Here is an 18,262-nt window from a genome sequence, read left to right as displayed (position 1 = left end):
CTTAAATAAACACCAGCAGACCCTCCGTCGTAATACCGAAAAAATCTTACTCTTAACAAATTACTTTAACTTTCGAACGCAGCCCTCTGTGCTGATTCAAGTTATTGAGCAAAATCAAACGTCAGATTCTCGTTACCCCTCCTTTTGTCCTCCTAAATCTCCGTTCTGTAAGGGTTTTCCTTTAATCCGCGCCTTGACGGTGTGGTGGGCGCATTCCTATAGTGTGCGCAAGTGGCGGAAAGTGGCATGAAGTGGGTTTTTTGAGCTCAAAACGATAAAAATTGGAGAAACGCAGACGTGTTTCGCGGAGCTAACGCTATCAGTCTCGATGCAAAGGGCCGTCTCGCTATGCCGAGCCGGTACCGTGACGAGCTGGTTTCGCGCAGTTCCGGTCAATTGATCGTGACAATCGATGCCGTTGATCCGTGTTTGTGTGTTTATCCCCTCGATGAGTGGGAAATTATTGAAACCAAACTGCGCGCACTGCCTTCGCTTCGCGAAGAGAACCGCCGCTTGCAACGTTTGCTGATTGGTAATGCCGTCGACCTCGAGCTCGATGGCAGTGGTCGTTTTCTGGTTCCGCCGCGTCTGCGCGAATATGCCAAGTTGGATAAGCGCGCAATGCTGGTGGGCCAACTGAACAAGTTCCAATTATGGGACGAGGATGCCTGGGATGCGGTTTCTGCCGCTGACCTGGCTGCTATTCAACAACCGGGCGCCATGCCTGATGAACTGCGTGATTTGATCCTGTGACTATTGATAGCGGCTTTAACCACATCACCGTACTGCTCGACGAAGCCGTGGAGGCTCTCGCCGTACGCCCTGATGGCTGCTATCTGGACGGCACGTTCGGGCGCGGCGGACACAGCCGGTTGATCCTCAGCCAGCTCGGTCCCGATGGTCGGGTGCTCGGATTCGATAAAGATCCTCAAGCGATTGCCACCGGGCAAACGCTAGCGGCCGAAGACGGCCGCTTTGTCGTTGTGCAGCGCAGCTTTGCCGAGCTCGGTTCGGAAGTCGCCGAACGCGGACTGGCCGGCAAGGTCAGCGGTGTTTTGCTCGACCTCGGCGTCTCGTCGCCGCAGCTCGACGACCCTGAGCGCGGCTTCAGTTTCCTTAACGATGGCCCGCTGGACATGCGCATGGACCCGTCCCGCGGGATCAGCGCGGCCGAATTCGTCAACACCGCGCCGGTGGAAGAAATCGCCCGGGTGTTCAAGGAATACGGCGAAGAACGTTTCTCCGGTCGTATGGCCCGTGCCGTGGCCGAGCGCCGCGACATCAAACCGTTCGAGCGCACCGCTGACCTGGCCGAAGTCCTGAAAGTCGCCAACCCGGCATGGGAAAAGGGTAAGAACCCGGCTACCCGTGCGTTCCAGGGCCTGCGTATTCACGTCAACAACGAACTGGGCGATCTGGAAGCCGGCCTCGAAGCCGCGCTGGAAAGCCTGGAGATCGGCGGTCGTCTGGTGGTCATCAGCTTCCACTCCCTGGAAGACCGCATCGTCAAACTGTTCATGCGCAAACTGGTGAAAGGCGAAGCCGACAACCTGCCGCGCAATCTGCCGGTTCGTCACGTCGCTTTCGAACCGAAAATCAAAGTCCATGGCAAAGCGCAGTCCGCCTCCGAGGCCGAACTCAAAGCCAACCCACGTTCCCGTAGCGCCATCATGCGCGTCGCGGAGAAGCTGCGGTGAGCAAGCTTTTCGCCAAGCCACTTCCCGGCGGAAGCTTTTTCATGATGCTGCTGTTCATCGGCGTGCTCGTGTCGGCCATCGGCGTGTCCTACAGCGCCCACTGGAACCGTCAGCTGTTGAACTCGCTGTACAACGAGTTGAGCGTGCGCGACAAGGCGCAGGCCGAGTGGGGCCGGTTGATTCTCGAACAGAGCACCTGGACCGCACACAGCCGTATCGAAGTGCTGGCCACCGAGCAACTGAAAATGCGCATTCCCGGTGCCGCTGAAGTACGGATGGTGGCGCCATGATGAAAATCGAAGGTGCACTCTTCCCTTGGCGGTTCCGCGTGGTGCTGGGTTTGCTCGGTATCATGGTGGCTGCGATCTGCTGGCGCATCATCGATCTGCAAGTGGTTGACCGTGACTTCCTCAAGGGTCAGGGTGATGCGCGCAGCGTTCGTCACATTCCTATTCCGGCTCACCGTGGTCTGATCACCGACCGTAACGGCGAGCCTTTGGCTGTGAGTACGCCGGTCACCACGCTGTGGGCCAACGCCAAGGAAATGCAGCTGGCCAAAGAGAAGTGGCCAGCATTGGCGGCCGCTCTGGGGCAGGACCCTAAAGCCCTGGCCGAACGCCTCGAAGCCCAGGCCAATAAAGAATTCATCTATCTGGTGCGCGGGTTGACCCCTGAGCAGGGCCAGTCGGTGCTCGACCTGAAAGTGCCCGGCGTCTACGGCATTGAAGAATTCCGCCGTTTCTACCCGGCCGGTGAAGTTACTGCGCACATGGTCGGCTTTACCGACATCGACGATCACGGGCGCGAAGGCGTCGAGCTGGCCTACGACGAATGGCTGGCCGGGGTCGCCGGCAAGCGACAGGTCATCAAGGATCGGCGCGGCAGACTGATCAAGGATGTCCAGGTCACCAAAAACGCCAAGGCCGGCAAGCCCTTGGCGTTGTCCATTGACCTGCGCCTGCAATACCTGGCCAACCGTGAACTGCGTAACGCGATCATCGAGAACGGCGCCAAGGCCGGCAGCCTGGTGATCATGGACGTGAAGAGCGGCGAGATCCTGGCCATGGTCAACCAGCCGACCTACAACCCGAACAACCGTCGCAACCTGCAACCGGCGATGATGCGTAACCGCGCGATGATCGACGTGTTCGAACCCGGTTCGACCATGAAGGCGATCTCCATGAGTGCCGCCCTGGAAACCGGGCGCTGGAAGCCGAGCGATACCGTCGAGGTCTATCCGGGCACCTTGCAGATTGGTAAATACACCATCAAGGACGTATCGAAGTCCGAAGGCCCGGTGCTCGACCTGACCGGCATCCTGATCAATTCCAGTAACGTCGGCATGAGTAAGGTCGCGTTCGATATCGGTGGCGAAGCCATTTTCCGCCTCGCGCAGAAAGTCGGCCTCGGCCAGGACACCGGCCTCGCCTTCCCGGGCGAGCGCGTCGGCAACCTGCCGAACTACCGCGAATGGCGCAAGGCTGAAACGGCCACGCTGTCCTACGGCTACGGTATTTCGGTGACGGCGATCCAGTTGGTCCACGCCTTCTCGGCGCTGGCCAACAACGGTCGCATCGCGCCGCTGACCCTGATCAAGACTGACAAGCCGCCGCAGACCACCCAGGTGATCCCGGAAAACGTCGCCAAAACCATGCAAGGCATGCTGACTCAGGTGATCGAGGCCCCGCGCGGCGTATTCCGTGCGCAGGTACCGGCGTATCACGTGGCCGGCAAGTCGGGTACTGCCCGTAAAACGTCGGTGGGTGCCAAAGGCTACGCCGAGAATTCCTATCGCTCACTGTTCGCCGGTTTCGGCCCGATGAGCGATCCGCGTTTCGCCATTGTGGTGGTGATCGATGAACCGACCAAGGCCGGTTATTTCGGTGGCCTGGTATCGGCGCCGGTGTTCAGCAAAGTGATGTCCGGGACCTTGCGCCTGATGAACATCACCCCGGACAACCTGCCGCCGACCCAACAGGCCAACGCAGCACCGGTCGTTCCGCTGAAAGCCAATGGAGGGCGCGGCTGATGTCTCTGAGTCTGAACAAAATTTTTGCCCACGCCGGTCGTGATTTGTTGATCCGCGAACTGACCCTCGACAGCCGCAATGTGCGGGCGGGGGATTTGTTCCTCGCGGTCCCAGGCGGCAAGTTCGACGGACGCGCGCACATTGCCGATGCCTTGCAGCGCGGTGCGGCTGCCGTGGCTTACGAAGTCGAAGGCGCCACCGTACTGCCAATTACCGATGCTCCGCTGATTCCGGTCAAAGGCCTGGCTGCGCAGCTGTCGGATATTGCCGGACGCTTTTATGGCGACCCGAGCCGCCACCTGAACCTGGTTGGCGTTACCGGCACCAATGGCAAAACCAGTGTGACCCAATTGGTTGCGCAAGCCCTGGATTTGCTCGGCCAGCATTGCGGCATCGTCGGCACCCTGGGCACCGGTTTCTACGGCGCGCTGGAAAGCGGCCTACACACCACGCCGAATCCGATTGCCGTGCAAGCGACTCTTGCCGATCTGAAAAAGGCCGGTGCCAAAGCCGTCGCGATGGAAGTGTCTTCCCACGGTCTGGATCAGGGCCGCGTGACCGCATTGGCGTTCGATGTCGCAGTGATGACCAACCTGTCCCGCGATCATCTGGATTACCACGGCACCATGCAGGCCTACGGCGAAGCCAAGGCCAAGCTGTTTGCCTGGAATGATTTGAAATGCCGGGTGATCAACCTCGACGACGAATTCGGCCGGCAACTGGCCGCCGACAAGCGCGAGTCGCGGCTGATCACCTACAGCCTGGAAGACGCCAGCGCCTACCTCTATTGCCGTGAAGCGCAGTTCGACGACGAAGGCGTGCGCGCCACCTTGGTTACGCCGCAAGGCGAGCACCATTTACGCAGCACCTTGCTCGGTCGTTTCAACCTGAGCAACGTCCTGGCAGCGGTCGGTGCCTTGCTCGGTCTTGACTACGCGCTGGACGAAATCCTCAAGGTTTTACCGAAACTCGAAGGCCCGGCCGGTCGTATGCAGCGCCTGGGTGGCGGCACGCAGCCGCTGGTAGTGGTCGATTACGCACATACCCCGGATGCGCTGGAAAAAGTCTTGCTGGCCCTGCGTCCACACGCCAAAGGCCGGTTGCTGTGCCTGTTCGGTTGCGGCGGCGATCGTGACCGCGGCAAGCGTCCGCTGATGGCTGAAGTGGTCGAGCGTCTGGCCGACGGCGTGCTGGTCACCGACGACAACCCGCGCACCGAAGACCCGTCCGTGATTTTCGACGACATCCGCGCCGGTTTCACGGCTGTGGATAAAGTCACCTTCGTCGCTGGCCGTGGCCAGGCGATTGCCCAATTGGTCGCCAGTGCATCGGCGGATGACGTCATTGTCCTGGCCGGCAAAGGTCACGAGGACTACCAGGAAATCAACGGCGAGCGCCATGCGTTCTCGGATCTGGTCGAGGCCGATCACGCCTTGACCGCGTGGGAGGTGGCCCATGCTTAAAGCCTTGAAACTGAGCGAGCTGACCAGCGTGCTGAATGCTCGCCTGGTGGCTGCCGACGCCAGTTTCGACGGTGTCAGCATCGACAGCCGTGCGATCAAGCCAGGCCAGCTGTTTATTGCCCTGACCGGTCCACGCTTCGATGGTCATGACTATCTCAATGATGTCGCCGCCAAAGGCGCCGTAGCGGCATTGGTCGAGCGCGAAGTCGCCGACAGCACGCTGCCGCAGCTCATTGTGAACGATACTCGCCAGGCCCTCGGCCAACTGGGCGCGCTGAACCGTGCGGCTTATAGCAACCCGGTCGCAGCGGTCACCGGTTCCAGCGGCAAGACCACGGTCAAGGAAATGCTCGCGAGCATCCTGCGCACGCGCGGTCCGGTGCATGCGACCCGTGGCAACCTGAACAACGACCTCGGTGTACCGCTGACCCTGCTCGAACTGGCGCCGGAACATACCGCCGCCGTGATCGAGCTCGGTGCTTCGCGTCTTGGTGAAATTGCCTACACCGTCGGCATGACCAAGCCCCACGTGGCCATCCTGAATAATGCCGGGACCGCCCATGTCGGTGAGTTCGGCGGGCCGGACAAAATCGTTGAAGCCAAGGGCGAGATTATCGAAGGGCTGGATGCCGATGGCGTCGCCGTGCTCAATCTCGACGACAAGGCGTTCGGCATCTGGAAGGCCCGCGCTGGCGGCCGCAAAGTGCTGACGTTCGCCTTGAACAACCCAAGCGCCGACTTCTATGCCAGCGATCTGGACCGCGATGCTCGCGGTTGCCCATCGTTCAACCTGCACAGCCCTGAAGGTGTGGAACGGGTCCAACTGAACCTGCTCGGCACCCATAACGTTGCCAATGCGATGGCCGCCGCCGCTGCTGCCCATGCCTTGGGCGTGTCGCTGTTCGGCATCGCCACGGGCCTTGGCGCCATGCAACCGGTCAAGGGGCGCACCGTCGCGCAACTGGCGACCAACGGCATGCGCGTTATTGATGACACTTACAACGCGAACCCCACCTCCATGTGCGCTGCCGTTGATATACTCGCCGGCTTTTCCGGCCGCACCGTTCTGGTGCTCGGGGATATCGGCGAGTTGGGCGACTGGGCGGAGCAGGGGCACCGCGACGTGGGCGAGTACGCCCGTGGCAAGGTTTCTGCGCTTTACACAGTCGGGCCAATGATGGCTCACGCCGTGAACGCATTTGGCCCGCAGGCCCGTCATTTCAGCACTCAGGCTGAACTGATCGAGGCCCTGGGCGCCGAGCAAGATACAAACACCACTATTTTGATTAAGGGCTCGCGCAGCGCGGCGATGGAAAACATCGTCGCCGCTTTGTGCGGGTCCAGTCTGGAGAAACATTAATGCTGCTGCTGCTAGCGGAGTATCTGCAACAGTTCCACAAAGGCTTCGCGGTCTTCCAGTACCTGACCCTGCGCGGGATCCTCGGTGTGCTGACCGCGCTGGTTTTGTCGCTGTGCTATGGCCCGTGGATGATCCGCACGTTGCAGAACCGTCAGATCGGTCAGTCCGTTCGCAACGATGGTCCGCAATCGCACCTTTCCAAGTCGGGCACTCCGACCATGGGCGGTGCATTGATTCTGTCGTCCATCGGCGTCAGTACGCTGCTTTGGGCTGACCTGAGCAACCGTTATGTCTGGACCGTGCTGCTGGTGACGTTGTTGTTCGGCGCAATCGGCTGGGTAGACGATTACCGCAAAGTCATCGAGAAGAACTCCCGTGGGCTTCCTAGCCGCTGGAAGTATTTCTGGCAGTCGGTGTTCGGCCTGGGGGCGGCGCTCTTCCTTTATATGACCGCGACCACCCCGGTGGAAACCACCCTGATCCTGCCGATGCTCAAGGACTACAGCATTCCGCTGGGCGCTGGTTTCGTAGTCCTGACCTATTTCGTGATTGTCGGTTCGAGCAACGCGGTCAACCTGACTGACGGCCTCGACGGTCTGGCGATCATGCCGACAGTGATGGTCGGCGGTGGCTTGGGGATCTTCTGCTACCTGTCGGGTAACGTGAAATTCGCTGAATACCTGCTGATCCCTTATGTACCGGGCGCCGGTGAGCTGATCGTGTTCTGCGGCGCCTTGATCGGTGCTGGCCTGGGGTTCCTCTGGTTCAACACCTATCCGGCCCAAGTCTTTATGGGCGACGTCGGCGCGCTGGCGCTGGGCGCGGCCCTGGGCACCATCGCGGTGATCGTCCGTCAGGAAATCGTCCTGTTCATCATGGGCGGCGTGTTCGTGATGGAAACCCTGTCGGTGGTCATCCAGGTGGCTTCCTTCAAGTTGACCGGGCGCCGCGTGTTCCGCATGGCACCGATACACCACCACTTTGAACTCAAGGGCTGGCCTGAGCCGCGCGTGATCGTCCGATTCTGGATCATCACCGTGATTCTCGTACTGGTCGGCCTTGCCACCCTGAAGCTGAGGTAGAACGAGTGTCTCTGATCGCTTCTGACCACTTCCGCATCGTTGTCGGCCTCGGCAAGAGCGGCATGTCCCTGGTTCGCTTCCTGGCGAACCGGGGCACGTCGTTTGCCGTGGCCGATACGCGGGAAAATCCACCGGAACTGGCCACGCTCAAGCGTGACTATCCGCACGTGGAAGTGCGTTGTGGCGAGCTGGACGTCGAGTTCCTGTGCCGTGCCGACGAGCTCTACGTGAGCCCCGGCCTGGCGCTGGCGACCCCGGCCCTGCAGGCTGCCGCCGCCCGTGGCGTGAAATTGTCCGGCGACATCGAGCTGTTCGCGCGTAACGCGAAGGCGCCAATTATCGCCATCAGCGGGTCGAACGCGAAAAGCACCGTCACCACCCTGGTTGGCGAGATGGCTGCGGCGGCGGGCAAGCGTGTTGCGGTCGGCGGCAACCTCGGTACGCCGGCGTTGGATTTGCTCAGCGACGACGTCGAGTTGTACGTGATGGAACTGTCGAGCTTCCAGCTCGAAACCACCGATCACCTTGGCGCCGAAGTGGCGACCGTGCTCAACGTCAGCGAAGACCACATGGACCGCTACAGCGGCCTGCCGGCCTATCACCTGGCCAAGCACCGGATCTTCCGCGGGGCCAAACAGTTTGTGGTCAATCGTCAGGATGCCCTGAGTCGTCCGTTGATGGGCGAAGGGCAGCCGTGCTGGACCTTCGGTTTGAGCAAACCTGATTTCAAGGCGTTCGGTATCCGCGAAGAAGACGGCGAGAAGTACCTGGCCTTCGAATTCCAGAACCTGATGCCGGTGCGCGAGTTGAAGATTCGTGGCGCCCATAACCAGTCCAACGCCCTGGCGGCATTGGCGCTGGGTCACGCTGTCGGTTTGCCGTTCGACGCGATGCTGTCGAGCCTGCGCACGTTTTCCGGGCTTGAACACCGCTGCCAGTGGGTCCGCGACCTGAATGGCGTGAGCTACTACAACGATTCCAAAGCCACCAACGTCGGCGCCGCACTGGCCGCCATCGAAGGCCTGGGCGCGGACATCGACGGCAAACTCGTGCTGATCGCCGGCGGCGACGGCAAGGGTGCCGAGTTCAAGGATTTGCGTGACCCGGTGGCGGCCAACTGCCGCGCCGTGGTGTTGATGGGCCGCGACTCCGACCTGATCGGCCAGGCCATTGGCGATGGCGTGCCGCTGATTCGCGTCAACTCGCTGGATGAAGCGGTCGCTCAATGTCGCGCCCTCGCTGAACCGGGCGATGCGGTGCTGTTGTCGCCGGCCTGCGCCAGTTTCGACATGTTCAAGAATTACGAAGACCGTGGTCACCAGTTCGTCCGCGCTGTGGAGGATCTGGCATGAGCCTGCGAAATATCATCAAGCCGTATCCATCGCCGATCATCACCGGCCGCGGTATCGACCTCGACTTCCCGATGCTCGTCGGTTGCCTGGCATTGATCGGCCTGGGGCTGGTCATGATCGCCTCGGCATCGACCGAAGTGGCGGCCGTGCAGTCGGGCAGTGCCCTGTACTACATGACTCGCCACCTGATCTACATCGTGCTGGGCCTCGGTGCCTGTATCGTCACCATGATGATTCCGATCGCCACCTGGCAACGCCTGGGTTGGCTGATGCTGATTGGTGCGTTCGGCTTGCTGGTGATGGTGATCGTCCCCGGGATCGGCCGCGAAGTGAACGGTTCGATGCGCTGGATCGGTTTCAGTTTCTTCAACGTTCAGCCGTCCGAGATCGCCAAGGTGTTCGTGGTGATTTACCTCGCCGGTTACCTGGTGCGTCGGCAGAAAGAAGTGCGCGAGAGCTGGATGGGCTTCTTCAAGCCATTCATCGTGCTGCTGCCAATGGCCGGTCTGTTGCTGATGGAGCCGGACTTCGGTGCCACCGTTGTAATGATGGGCGCGGCGGCGGCGATGCTGTTCCTCGGCGGGGTTGGGCTGTTCCGTTTCTCTCTGATGGTGGTGCTGGCGGTCGGGGCAGTGGTGTTGTTGATTCAGGTGCAGCCATATCGAATGGCGCGTCTGACCAACTTCGCTGACCCTTGGGCCGACCAGTTCGGTGCCGGCTATCAGTTGTCGCAAGCCTTGATCGCGTTCGGTCGCGGCGAATGGCTGGGCGTTGGCCTGGGCAACAGCGTGCAGAAGCAGTTTTACCTGCCGGAAGCGCACACCGACTTCGTGTTCTCGGTCCTGGCCGAAGAATTGGGGGCCGTGGGTTCCTTGTGCACGGTCGCGCTGTTCGTCTTCGTCTGTATTCGTGGCATGTACATCGGTTTGTGGGCGGAGAAGGCCAAGCAATTTTTCGCGGCGTATGTGGCTTACGGCCTGTCGTTCCTGTGGATTGGTCAGTTCCTGATCAACATCGGGGTGAACGTCGGCCTGCTGCCGACCAAGGGCCTGACCCTGCCGTTCCTCAGTTATGGCGGTAGTTCGTTGGTGATCTGCTGTGCCTGTCTCGGCTTGTTGCTGCGCATCGAGTGGGAGAGTCGAACCCACCTGGGCAGTGAAGAGATGGAGTTCCATGAGAGTGACTTCGCCGAGGAGCCACCCCATGGGCGCTAACGTATTGATCATGGCGGGCGGCACCGGCGGGCACGTGTTCCCGGCGCTGGCTTGTGCACGCGAATTCCAGGCCCGCGGTTACACCGTGCATTGGCTCGGCACTCCGCGCGGCATCGAAAACGACCTGGTCCCGGCGGCCGGTCTGGAACTGCATCGCATCAACGCCAGCGGCCTGCGGGGCAAGGGCAAGCTGTCGCTGCTCAAGGCGCCGTTCATGTTGCTCAAGTCGATCTGGCAGGCGCGGGCGATCATTCGCCGGCTGCGGCCGGTGTGTGTGGTCGGCTTTGGTGGTTATGTGACCGGCCCGGGTGGCGTTGCTGCCAAGTTGTCTGGCGTGCCGGTCATCGTTCACGAGCAGAACGCCGTCGCGGGTACCGCCAATCGGTTGCTCATGCCGTTGGCCGCCCGAGTCTGTGAAGCGTTCCCCGACACCTTTACCCTGTCGGACAGCCGTCGGACCACCGGTAACCCGGTGCGCACCGAGCTGTTCCTCGAAACACCGCGACCTACCCTGGCTGGTCGCAAGGCGCGTTTGCTGATCCTGGGCGGAAGCCTGGGCGCAGAACCGTTGAACAAGTTGCTGCCTGAAGCCCTGTCGCAAGTCGCTGCCGACCTGCGCCCGGAAGTGTTTCATCAGGCCGGCAAAAACCACGATGAAGTGACTGCAGAGCGCTATCGCGCGGCTGGCGTCGAGGCGCAAGTGCAGCCTTTCATCAAAGACATGGCCCAAGCCTATGGCTGGGCCGACCTGGTGGTGTGCCGCGCAGGCGCGTTGACCATCAGTGAACTGGCCGCCGCCGGTCTGCCCTCGATGCTGGTGCCTTTGCCACACGCGATCGACGATCACCAGACCCGCAACGCCGAATATTTGGCCCGTGAAGGCGCTGCCTTCCTGATGCCGCAAAGAACGACTGGCGCCGCAGATCTTGCCGCACGCCTGACAGAGGTCCTGATGCAACCGCAACGACTCAATGACATGGCCAACGCGGCCCGCCGTCTGGCGAAACCCGATGCAACCCGTAACGTTGTCGACACCTGCCTGGAGGTGGTCCATGGTTGAGAATCAGAAAGCCATGCCCCAACCGGAAATGCGCCGCATCCGTAAAATCCACTTCGTCGGTATCGGCGGCGTGGGCATGTGCGGCATCGCCGAAGTGTTGTTGAACCTGGGCTATGAAGTGTCCGGTTCCGACCTGAAAGCTTCGCCGGTGACCGAGCGCCTGGAATCTTTCGGTGCGCACATCTATATCGGCCACCGCGCCGAGAACGCCGCCAACGCCGATGTGCTGGTCACTTCCAGTGCCGTGAACACTTCCAACCCGGAAGTCGCCACCGCCCTGGAACGCCGGATCCCGGTGGTGCCGCGTGCCGAAATGCTCGCCGAGTTGATGCGTTATCGCCACGGCATCGCCGTCGCCGGTACCCACGGCAAAACCACTACTACCAGCCTGATCGCTTCGGTGTTCGCCGCTGGTGGCCTGGACCCGACGTTCGTTATCGGTGGCCGTCTGAATGCCGCGGGCACCAATGCCCAGCTCGGCACCAGCCGCTACCTGATCGCCGAAGCCGACGAAAGCGATGCGAGTTTCCTGCACTTGCAGCCGTTGGTGGCCGTGGTCACCAACATCGACGCCGATCACATGGCGACCTACGACGGTGACTTCAACAAGCTGAAGAAAACCTTCGTCGAGTTCCTGCACAACCTGCCGTTCTACGGGTTGGCGGTGGTGTGCCTGGACGATCCTGTGGTGCGTGAAATCCTGCCGCTGGTCAAACGCCCGACGGTCACCTATGGCTTCGGCGATGACTGCGACGTGCGCGCCATCAATGTGCGCCAGCAAGGCATGCAGACGTTCTTCACCGTGCTGCGTCCTGAGCGCGAGCCGCTGGATGTCTCGGTGAACATGCCGGGCAACCACAACGTATTGAACGCCCTGGCGACCATCTGCATCGCCTCCGACGAGGGCGTCAGCGATGAAGCCATCGTCCAGGGCCTGTCCGGGTTCCAGGGTGTCGGCCGACGCTTCCAGGTCTACGGCGAACTGCCGGTAGACGGCGGCAACGTGATGCTGGTGGACGACTACGGTCACCACCCGACCGAAGTCGCGGCAGTGATCAAAGCCGTGCGCGGTGGCTGGCCGGAGCGTCGTCTGGTGATGGTTTACCAGCCGCACCGCTATAGCCGCACACGGGACCTGTACGACGATTTCGTCAATGTCCTGGCCGACGCCAACGTCCTGCTGCTGATGGAAGTCTATCCGGCCGGCGAAGAGCCGATCCCGGGTGCCGACAGCCGCAAGCTGTGCAACAGCATCCGCCAGCGCGGTCAACTGGACCCGATCTACATCGAGCGCGGTGTCGACCTCGCGCCAATCGTCAAGCCGCTGCTGCGTGCCGGCGACATCCTGCTGTGCCAGGGCGCCGGTGATATCGGCGGCCTTGCACCGAAATTGTTGAACAGTCCGTTGTTCGCTGGTGCGGTTGCCGCGCCTGCCGTGGGGAAGTTGAAATGACTGCTGCTTACGCCAACCTTGTCTCCACCCTCGCGCCGAAAGACTTCGGCCGCGTCGCCGTGCTGTTCGGCGGCAAGAGTGCCGAGCGTGAGGTTTCCTTGAAGTCGGGTAACGCGGTTCTCGCAGCGCTGCAAAGCGCCGGTGTGGACGCGTTCGGCCTCGACGTCGGCGATGACCTGTTGCAGCGTCTGCTGAACGAAAAAATCGACCGCGCCTTCATCATTCTCCACGGCCGTGGCGGTGAAGACGGCAGCATGCAAGGCCTGCTCGAATGCCTGGGCATTCCCTACACCGGCAGCGGCATCCTCGCTTCGGCATTGGCCATGGACAAGCTGCGCACCAAGCAGGTCTGGCACAGCCTCGGGATTCCGACGCCACGCCACGCCGTACTTAGCTCCGAGGCCGATTGTATTTCGGCGGCGACGGAACTGGGCTTCCCTTTGATCGTCAAACCGGCCCATGAAGGTTCAAGTATCGGTATGGCCAAAGTGAGTTCCGCGTCCGAGTTGATCGACGCCTGGAAAGCGGCCGCTACCTACGATTCGCAAGTGTTGGTCGAGCAATGGATTCAAGGTCCGGAGTTCACCATCGCCACCCTGCGTGACCAGGTGTTGCCACCGATTGCCCTGGGCACGACGCACAGCTTCTACGACTACGACGCCAAGTACGTGGCTTCCGATACCCAGTACCGGATCCCGTGTGGCCTCGACAGCAATAAAGAAAAAGAACTGATGGACCTCACGGCGAAAGCCTGTGAGGCGCTGGGTATCGCCGGTTGGGGCAGGGCAGACGTGATGCAGGACGCCGACGGGCAGTTCTGGTTCCTGGAAGTCAACACCGCACCGGGCATGACCGATCACAGCCTGGTGCCGATGGCGGCCCGTGCTGCCGGTCTGGATTTCCAGCAACTGGTCCTGGCGATTTTGGCGGCAAGTATTGCCGGCAACAACGAGCCGCGAGGTTAAGACAATGCAAGGCGCACAGCTGAGACATCAGCCCTCCGCACCACCCGGCCGCAAGCCGGTACCGCGGGGTGCCAGCCGAATGGTGGCCAAAGAGCCGATGTCTGCGCGCCTGCCGAAAGCCAATTTTGGTTTTCTCAAAGCCTTGTTCTGGCCGGTGCTGTTGGTCGCACTGGGTTTCGGCACTTACGAAGGCGCACAGCGTTTGCTGCCGTACGCCGACCGGCCGATTACCAAGATCAACGTGCAGGGCGATTTGAGTTACATCAGCCAGCAAGCGGTGCAGCAGCGGATCGCCCCGTACGTGGCGTCGAGCTTCTTCACCATCGACCTGGAGAGCATGCGCACCGAGCTTGAAACGATGCCATGGATTGCCCACGCCGAAGTGCGGCGGGTGTGGCCGGATCAGGTGGTGATTCGCCTGGAAGAGCAACTGCCAGTGGCCCGTTGGGGCGATGAATCGCTGTTGAACAACCAGGGTCAGGCGTTTACCCCGCGCGAGCTGGCGAACTACGAACACTTGCCACAGCTGTTCGGCCCACAACGGGCCCAGCAGCAAGTGATGCAGCAATACCAGGTGCTGAGCCAGATGCTCAGGCCATTGGGCTTCTCGATTGCACGCCTGGAATTGCGTGAACGAGGCAGCTGGTTCCTGACCACCGGAGCCGGCAGTGCCGGCCCTGGGATCGAACTGCTGCTGGGACGCGGCAACCTGGTGGAAAAGATGCGCCGCTTCATTGCCATCTATGACAAGACGCTCAAAGAACAGATTACGAACATTGCGCGCATCGATCTGCGCTACGCCAACGGCCTCGCTGTTGGCTGGCGGGAACCTGTAGCGCCCACGACAGCCCAACCCGCTGTCGCGAAGAATTAAGAAGAGGCAGGACCCATGGCAAACGTGCAAAGCGGCAAAATGATCGTCGGTCTCGATATCGGCACCTCCAAGGTGGTGGCGCTGGTCGGCGAGGTCTCGGACGACGGCACGCTGGAAATCGTCGGGATCGGCACCCATCCGTCCCGTGGCCTGAAGAAAGGCGTAGTGGTGAACATCGAGTCCACCGTGCAGTCGATCCAGCGCGCCATCGAAGAAGCGCAGCTGATGGCCGGTTGCCGGATCCACTCGGCGTTCGTCGGCGTGGCGGGCAATCACATCCGCAGCCTGAACTCCCACGGCATCGTGGCGATTCGTGATCGCGAAGTCAGCGCCGCCGACCTTGAGCGCGTCCTCGACGCCGCCCAGGCCGTGGCGATCCCGGCCGACCAGCGCGTGCTGCACACCCTGCCGCAGGATTACGTGATCGATAACCAGGAAGGCGTTCGTGAGCCGCTGGGCATGTCGGGTGTGCGTCTGGAAGCCAAGGTCCACGTGGTCACCTGCGCCGTCAACGCTGCACAGAACATTGAAAAATGCGTGCGTCGCTGCGGTCTGGAAATCGACGACATCATTCTCGAACAACTGGCCTCGGCCTACTCGGTCCTGACCGATGACGAGAAAGAACTGGGTGTGTGCCTGGTGGACATCGGTGGTGGTACTACCGATATCGCGATCTTCACCGAAGGCGCGATTCGTCACACTGCGGTCATCCCGATTGCGGGCGACCAGGTGACCAACGACATCGCCATGGCGTTGCGTACACCGACCCAGTACGCCGAAGAAATCAAGATTCGCTACGCCTGCGCCCTGGCCAAACTGGCCGGTGCCGGTGAAACCATCAAGGTCCCAAGCGTTGGCGATCGTCCACCGCGCGAGCTGTCCCGCCAGGCCTTGGCCGAAGTGGTCGAGCCGCGTTACGACGAGCTGTTCACGCTGATCCAGGCCGAACTGCGCCGCAGTGGCTACGAAGACCTGATCCCGGCCGGCATCGTGCTGACCGGCGGTACGTCGAAAATGGAAGGCGCGGTCGAACTGGCCGAAGAGATCTTCCACATGCCGGTCCGCCTGGGCGTGCCGCACGGCGTCAAGGGCCTGGATGACGTGGTGCGCAACCCGATTTATTCCACCGGCGTTGGCCTGTTGATGTACGGCCTGCAAAAGCAGTCCGACGGGATTTCGTTCTCGGGCATCAGCAGCCGCGACAGCTACAGCAATGAAGAAGCCAAACCCGCCTTGCTCGATCGCATCAAGAGCTGGGTACAAGGCAACTTCTAAAGAATTACCGCAACACCGCAACAAACGCAGTAGGCGAAAAAACTAGAGAATGTAAGGAGAGGGAAAATGTTCGAACTCGTAGACAACATCCCCGCAAGCCCGGTTATTAAAGTTATCGGTGTTGGCGGAGGCGGCGGCAACGCTGTCAACCATATGGTCAAGAGCAACATTGAAGGCGTTGAATTCATCTGCGCCAACACTGATGCCCAGGCGCTGAAATCCATCGGCGCGCGGACCATCCTGCAACTGGGCACCGGCGTGACCAAAGGTCTGGGCGCCGGCGCCAACCCTGAAGTAGGTCGTCAGGCCGCTCTCGAAGACCGCGAGCGCATTGCCGAAGTCCTGCAGGGCACCAACATGGTGTTCATCACCACTGGCATGGGCGGCGGTACCGGTACCGGTGCTGCGCCGATCATCGCCGAAGTGGCCAAGGAAATGGGGATCCTCACCGTTGCGGTGGTGACCCGTCCGTTCCCGTTCGAAGGCCGCAAGCGCATGCAGATCGCCGACGAAGGTATCCGTCTGCTGTCTGAAAGCGTCGACTCGTTGATCACCATTCCCAACGAGAAGCTGCTGACCATCCTCGGTAAAGACGCGAGCCTGCTGTCGGCTTTCGCCAAGGCTGACGATGTACTGGCCGGTGCCGTTCGCGGTATCTCCGACATCATCAAGCGTCCGGGCATGATCAACGTCGACTTTGCCGACGTACGGACTGTCATGAGCGAAATGGGCATGGCGATGATGGGCACTGGCTGCGCCAGCGGTCCGAACCGTGCTCGCGAGGCCACCGAAGCGGCCATTCGCAACCCGTTGCTCGAAGACGTGAACCTGCAAGGTGCACGCGGCATCCTGGTGAACATCACCGCCGGTCCTGACCTGTCCCTGGGTGAGTACTCCGACGTGGGTAGCATCATCGAAGCCTTCGCTTCCGAGCACGCAATGGTCAAGGTCGGTACTGTTATCGATCCGGACATGCGCGACGAGCTGCACGTGACCGTGGTTGCCACGGGTCTGGGCGCGAAAATCGAGAAGCCTGTGAAGGTTATCGACAACACCATGCACACGTCCGTGGCATCGCAGCCGCAGCAACAAGCGCCTTCGCGTCAGGAAGCGCCTGCTGTGAACTACCGTGACCTGGACCGTCCGACCGTCATGCGCAACCAGGCTCAGGCCGGTGCTGCGACTGCCGCGAAGATGAATCCGCAAGACGATCTGGACTACCTGGACATTCCGGCATTCCTGCGTCGTCAGGCTGATTGATGGAATGTATCAGGGCGATGAAGGTGATTGGTGTTCAGCAAAGGTCTGGTCTGCTATCATCGCCAGCCTTTGTTGATACCAGTTCGCAATTTGCGCTGAAGCGGCCCAAGCCATGATTAAACAACGCACACTGAAAAATATTATCCGTGCCACAGGTGTAGGCCTGCACTCCGGGGAGAAGGTATACCTGACCCTCAAGCCCGCACCTATCGACACCGGCATCGTGTTTGTTCGTGCCGATCTGGACCCTGTGGTGCAGATTCCTGCTCGCGCGGAAAACGTCGGCGAAACCACGATGTCGACCACGCTGGTCAACGGTGACGTCAAAGTGGATACGGTGGAGCACTTGCTCTCGGCCATGGCTGGCCTGGGCATCGATAACGCCTACGTCGAGCTCTCCGCGTCCGAAGTCCCGATCATGGATGGTAGCGCTGGACCTTTCGTATTCCTGATTCAATCGGCCGGCCTGGAAGAACAGGACGCGGCCAAGAAGTTCATCCGGATCCTGCGGGAAGTGACAGTGGAAGACGGCGACAAGCGCGCCACTTTCGTCCCTTTCGAAGGTTTCAAAGTGAGCTTCGAGATCGATTTCGATCACCCGGTTTTCCGTAACCGCACACAAAGTGCAAGCGTGGATTTTTCCAGCACTTCGTTCGTAAAAGAAGTCAGCCGCGCCCGTACCTTTGGTTTCATGAGTGACATCGAGTACCTGCGCAAGCACAACCTCGCACTCGGCGGCAGCGTTGAAAACGCTATTGTGGTCGACGCGGATGGTGTACTGAACGAAGACGGCCTTCGCTATGAAGACGAATTCGTGAAGCACAAGATCCTCGATGCAATTGGTGACCTCTACCTGCTGGGCAATAGCCTGATTGGTGAGTTCAAGGGCTTCAAGTCCGGACATGCATTGAACAACCAGCTGCTGCGCAAGTTGATTGAGCAGACAGATGCTTGGGAAGTCGTGACTTTCGAAGACGCCAGCACCGCACCGATCTCTTACATGCGTCCTGTCGCGGCCGTGTAAGCAAAAACCTCTCTAGTTTTTAAAGGCTGCCTTCGGGTGGCCTTTTTTTATGTGCGCTCGTTGCCGGATCGTTCCCACGCTCTGCGTGGGAATGCCTCAAGGGACGCTCTGCGTTCCAATGGGACGCGGAGCGTCCCGGGCTGCATTCCCACGC

The 18,262-nt window shown here is 60.8% G+C and carries 16 protein-coding genes; all 16 read left to right on the top strand.

Translation table 11 applies throughout. The features are described 5' to 3' along the window. Positions 1–297 precede the first annotated feature (297 nt). On the top strand, positions 298–753 hold the full coding sequence (mraZ, locus tag ACA071_RS26110; RefSeq protein WP_008147486.1) for a division/cell wall cluster transcriptional repressor MraZ: 456 nt from the start codon (positions 298–300) through the stop codon (positions 751–753). Beyond that, the gene (gene rsmH, locus ACA071_RS26105; RefSeq protein WP_169373143.1) at positions 750–1,697 is read left to right on the top strand and encodes a 16S rRNA (cytosine(1402)-N(4))-methyltransferase RsmH; all 948 of its coding nucleotides are present in this window, start codon (positions 750–752) and stop codon (positions 1,695–1,697) included. The genes mraZ and rsmH overlap by 4 nt, the downstream gene beginning before the upstream one ends. Beyond that, positions 1,694–1,987: a cell division protein FtsL gene (ftsL, locus tag ACA071_RS26100; RefSeq protein WP_133840304.1), complete on the top strand. Its 294-nt coding sequence runs from the start codon at positions 1,694–1,696 to the stop codon at positions 1,985–1,987. Before rsmH ends, ftsL begins: the two co-directional genes overlap by 4 nt. Next, positions 1,984–3,726 (top strand): peptidoglycan D,D-transpeptidase FtsI family protein, encoded by a 1,743-nt coding sequence (locus ACA071_RS26095; RefSeq protein ID WP_497641746.1) that lies wholly within the window; start codon positions 1,984–1,986, stop codon positions 3,724–3,726. Before ftsL ends, ACA071_RS26095 begins: the two co-directional genes overlap by 4 nt. After that, complete coding sequence (locus tag ACA071_RS26090) at positions 3,726–5,189, top strand: UDP-N-acetylmuramoyl-L-alanyl-D-glutamate--2,6-diaminopimelate ligase (RefSeq protein ID WP_497641745.1); 1,464 nt, start codon at positions 3,726–3,728, stop codon at positions 5,187–5,189. Before ACA071_RS26095 ends, ACA071_RS26090 begins: the two co-directional genes overlap by 1 nt. Next, on the top strand, positions 5,182–6,549 hold the full coding sequence (locus ACA071_RS26085) for a UDP-N-acetylmuramoyl-tripeptide--D-alanyl-D-alanine ligase (RefSeq protein WP_497641744.1): 1,368 nt from the start codon (positions 5,182–5,184) through the stop codon (positions 6,547–6,549). The genes ACA071_RS26090 and ACA071_RS26085 overlap by 8 nt, the downstream gene beginning before the upstream one ends. After that, the gene (mraY, locus tag ACA071_RS26080) at positions 6,549–7,631 is read left to right on the top strand and encodes a phospho-N-acetylmuramoyl-pentapeptide-transferase (protein WP_169373147.1); all 1,083 of its coding nucleotides are present in this window, start codon (positions 6,549–6,551) and stop codon (positions 7,629–7,631) included. Before ACA071_RS26085 ends, mraY begins: the two co-directional genes overlap by 1 nt. A gap of 5 nt (positions 7,632–7,636) precedes the next feature. Continuing rightward, a complete protein-coding gene (gene murD, locus ACA071_RS26075; protein ID WP_497641743.1) occupies positions 7,637–8,983 on the top strand; it encodes a UDP-N-acetylmuramoyl-L-alanine--D-glutamate ligase in 1,347 nt (448 codons plus the stop codon). Beyond that, the gene (ftsW, locus tag ACA071_RS26070) at positions 8,980–10,197 is read left to right on the top strand and encodes a putative lipid II flippase FtsW (RefSeq protein WP_497641742.1); all 1,218 of its coding nucleotides are present in this window, start codon (positions 8,980–8,982) and stop codon (positions 10,195–10,197) included. The genes murD and ftsW overlap by 4 nt, the downstream gene beginning before the upstream one ends. Beyond that, positions 10,187–11,257, top strand: a complete 1,071-nt coding sequence (gene murG, locus ACA071_RS26065) for an undecaprenyldiphospho-muramoylpentapeptide beta-N-acetylglucosaminyltransferase (RefSeq protein WP_497641741.1) — start codon at positions 10,187–10,189, stop codon at positions 11,255–11,257. Before ftsW ends, murG begins: the two co-directional genes overlap by 11 nt. Next, positions 11,250–12,710 carry a UDP-N-acetylmuramate--L-alanine ligase gene (gene murC, locus ACA071_RS26060; RefSeq protein ID WP_497641740.1) on the top strand — a complete coding sequence of 487 codons (1,461 nt, stop codon included), beginning with the start codon at positions 11,250–11,252 and terminating at the stop codon, positions 12,708–12,710. Before murG ends, murC begins: the two co-directional genes overlap by 8 nt. Then, entirely contained in the window at positions 12,707–13,675 is a 969-nt protein-coding gene (locus ACA071_RS26055; protein ID WP_497641739.1) for a D-alanine--D-alanine ligase, read from the top strand. The genes murC and ACA071_RS26055 overlap by 4 nt, the downstream gene beginning before the upstream one ends. Positions 13,676–13,679: 4 nt before the next feature. Then, complete coding sequence (locus ACA071_RS26050; RefSeq protein WP_123509249.1) at positions 13,680–14,549, top strand: cell division protein FtsQ/DivIB; 870 nt, start codon at positions 13,680–13,682, stop codon at positions 14,547–14,549. Between the two features lie 15 nt (positions 14,550–14,564). After that, the gene (gene ftsA, locus ACA071_RS26045) at positions 14,565–15,824 is read left to right on the top strand and encodes a cell division protein FtsA (RefSeq protein ID WP_054045544.1); all 1,260 of its coding nucleotides are present in this window, start codon (positions 14,565–14,567) and stop codon (positions 15,822–15,824) included. A gap of 66 nt (positions 15,825–15,890) precedes the next feature. Beyond that, a complete protein-coding gene (gene ftsZ / locus ACA071_RS26040; protein WP_033061342.1) occupies positions 15,891–17,084 on the top strand; it encodes a cell division protein FtsZ in 1,194 nt (397 codons plus the stop codon). 112 nt (positions 17,085–17,196) lie between these two features. Continuing rightward, positions 17,197–18,108: a UDP-3-O-acyl-N-acetylglucosamine deacetylase gene (gene lpxC / locus ACA071_RS26035; RefSeq protein ID WP_054045542.1), complete on the top strand. Its 912-nt coding sequence runs from the start codon at positions 17,197–17,199 to the stop codon at positions 18,106–18,108. Positions 18,109–18,262: the final 154 nt, after the last annotated feature.

Source organism: Pseudomonas sp. LBUM1646 (genome assembly GCF_059716165.1).
The sequence above is the reverse complement of the archived record's forward strand: the minus strand, read 5'-3'. Positions and strand labels throughout refer to the sequence as shown.

Bases quoted from the DNA above. Each gene is read 5' to 3' on its own strand.
- ACA071_RS26095 (WP_497641746.1), top strand. From the start codon at position 1,984: ATGATGAAAATCGAAGGTGCACTCTTCCCTTGGCGGTTCCGCGTGGTG.
- ACA071_RS26090 (WP_497641745.1), top strand. From the start codon at position 3,726: ATGTCTCTGAGTCTGAACAAAATTTTTGCCCACGCCGGTCGTGATTTG.
- ACA071_RS26085 (WP_497641744.1), top strand. From the start codon at position 5,182: ATGCTTAAAGCCTTGAAACTGAGCGAGCTGACCAGCGTGCTGAATGCT.
- mraY (WP_169373147.1), top strand. From the start codon at position 6,549: ATGCTGCTGCTGCTAGCGGAGTATCTGCAACAGTTCCACAAAGGCTTC.
- ftsW (WP_497641742.1), top strand. From the start codon at position 8,980: ATGAGCCTGCGAAATATCATCAAGCCGTATCCATCGCCGATCATCACC.
- murG (WP_497641741.1), top strand. From the start codon at position 10,187: ATGGGCGCTAACGTATTGATCATGGCGGGCGGCACCGGCGGGCACGTG.
- murC (WP_497641740.1), top strand. From the start codon at position 11,250: ATGGTTGAGAATCAGAAAGCCATGCCCCAACCGGAAATGCGCCGCATC.
- ACA071_RS26055 (WP_497641739.1), top strand. From the start codon at position 12,707: ATGACTGCTGCTTACGCCAACCTTGTCTCCACCCTCGCGCCGAAAGAC.
- ACA071_RS26050 (WP_123509249.1), top strand. From the start codon at position 13,680: ATGCAAGGCGCACAGCTGAGACATCAGCCCTCCGCACCACCCGGCCGC.
- ftsA (WP_054045544.1), top strand. From the start codon at position 14,565: ATGGCAAACGTGCAAAGCGGCAAAATGATCGTCGGTCTCGATATCGGC.
- ftsZ (WP_033061342.1), top strand. From the start codon at position 15,891: ATGTTCGAACTCGTAGACAACATCCCCGCAAGCCCGGTTATTAAAGTT.
- lpxC (WP_054045542.1), top strand. From the start codon at position 17,197: ATGATTAAACAACGCACACTGAAAAATATTATCCGTGCCACAGGTGTA.